The sequence below is a fragment of the Microbacterium sp. genome (genome assembly GCF_031178525.1).
GTDB lineage: Bacteria > Actinomycetota > Actinomycetes > Actinomycetales > Microbacteriaceae > Microbacterium.
The window spans coordinates 1-1729 of the sequence record NZ_JAPSJA010000390.1; the positions used below are offsets into that span (position 1 = coordinate 1).

1 protein-coding gene and 1 pseudogene are annotated in these 1729 nt (G+C 70.0%); both read right to left on the reverse strand.

Going from position 1 to position 1729, the window contains the following annotated elements; genetic code table 11:
- Positions 1-304: pseudogene (locus tag RIF89_RS14730) on the reverse strand (DUF4407 domain-containing protein); the annotation flags it as partial.
- 79 nt (positions 305-383) lie between these two features.
- Positions 384-1673, reverse strand: coding sequence for a 23S rRNA (adenine(2503)-C(2))-methyltransferase RlmN (rlmN, locus tag RIF89_RS14735; RefSeq protein WP_309069820.1), 1290 nt, complete (start codon positions 1671-1673; stop codon positions 384-386).
- Positions 1674-1729 lie beyond the last annotated feature (56 nt).

Sequence of the window (1729 nt, forward strand, 5' to 3'; positions counted from 1 at the left end):
CGAGGATCTCCCCTTCGGCGCCGCCGAGGATCGCCAGAGTGCGCAGGCGCGAACCGGGCGTGCGCGGACGGCGCACGCGTCGGGGTCGCCGCTCCCGCGGTTCGCGAACGGGCCGTGTGGTGGCGTGCTGGTCAGGCGTCTCGTCCGTCCGCGGGTCGCCCTGCGGACTCGTCGGCAGGTCTGCGCCGGTGGGCTCGAACTCGCGCAGGAACTCGAGGTCGTCCGTGTCGGCGTTCGGGTCGCTGTCGAGGACGATCCGTCCCTGGGAGTCGAGTCGCCCGGGTCGGTGAACGGAATAGGGCATCCCTCAACCGTATGAAAACGCTCCTGTGCATCCCGTGGAAGTGGCCTGCGAGCGGCTCACAGGTTGGGATGCCGACAGATCAGCCCATGGCCGCCGAGGCGGCCTCGTCCTCCGTCGTCGCGACGAGCTGCCCGCAGGCGCCGTCGATCTCCTTGCCGCGGGTGTCGCGGAGTGTGGTCGGGATGCCGGCGTCGTTGAGCCGCCGGACGAACTCGTCCTGCACGTCCTTGTCCGATGAGGTCCAGATGGACCCGGGCGTGGGATTCAGCGGGATCGGGTTCACATGCACCCAGCCGCGTCCGCGCGCGTTGAGCTTGTCGGCGAGGAGGTCGGCGCGCCAGGCGTGATCGTTCATGTCCTTGATCAGGGCGTACTCGATCGAGACCCGGCGGCCGGTCTTCTCGTAGTACTCGCGGGCCGCGTCGAGGGCCTCGTCGACCTTCCAGCGGGAGTTCACCGGGATGAGCTCGTCGCGCAGATGGTCGTCCGGAGCATGCAGCGAGAGGGCGAAGGTGACGGGGATGTTCTCGTCGGCGAGCTTCTTGATCGCCGGAACGAGGCCCACCGTCGACACGGTGATGCCGCGGGCGCTCATCCCCAGCCCGTCGGGCTGCGGGGCGACCATGCTGCGCACCGCGTCCATGACGCGCTTGTAGTTGGCGAGCGGCTCGCCCATGCCCATGAAGACGATGTTCGAGACGCGCTCCATGCTGTGGTCGTCGGCCTTCTTGCCGCCGAGCCCGCCCTCGGCGATCAGCCGGTTCGCGCGGACGATCTGCTCGATGATCTCCGCGGTGGACATGTTGCGGGTGAGCCCCGCCTGTCCGGTCGCGCAGAACGGGCAGTTCATGCCGCAGCCGGCCTGGCTGGACACGCACAGCGTGATGCGCCCCGGATAGCGCATGAGCACCGACTCCACGAGGGCGCCGTCGTGCAGACGCCAGAGGAACTTGATCGTGTCGCCACGGTCGGTCTCCAGGCGGCGGACTTCGGTGAGCAGCGGCGGCAGGAGGCCGGCGACGAGCTCGGAGCGGATGCCGGCGGGAAGGTCGGTCATCTGCTCCGGGTCGGAGGTGTAGTGGCGGAAGTAATGGGTGGACAGCTGCTTCGCGCGGAATCCGGGAAGGCCGAGCTCCTTGACCTTCTCCACGCGCTCCGCCGGAGTGAGATCGGCGAGGTGCACGGGCGGCTTGCCGCGCTTGGGGCTGGCGAACTGCAGCAGCGGGCGCCCCTCGGCATCCTTCTGCTGCGTCCACCCCTCCGTCGCAGGGCGCACCTGAGGTGCGCGCGTCTCGCGCACCGCCCCCGAACGGGACGACGCGGGCGCTGTCGCGGGGCGCGTCTCGCGCGTGCGGGGGATGTCGGTCATGCTTCCAGGGTACGCGGTGCAGGATGGGAAGCCCCTGGGGTGCGGCGTCCCGCACC

Bases quoted from the DNA above. Each gene is read 5' to 3' on its own strand.
- rlmN (WP_309069820.1), bottom strand. From the start codon at position 1,673: ATGACCGACATCCCCCGCACGCGCGAGACGCGCCCCGCGACAGCGCCC.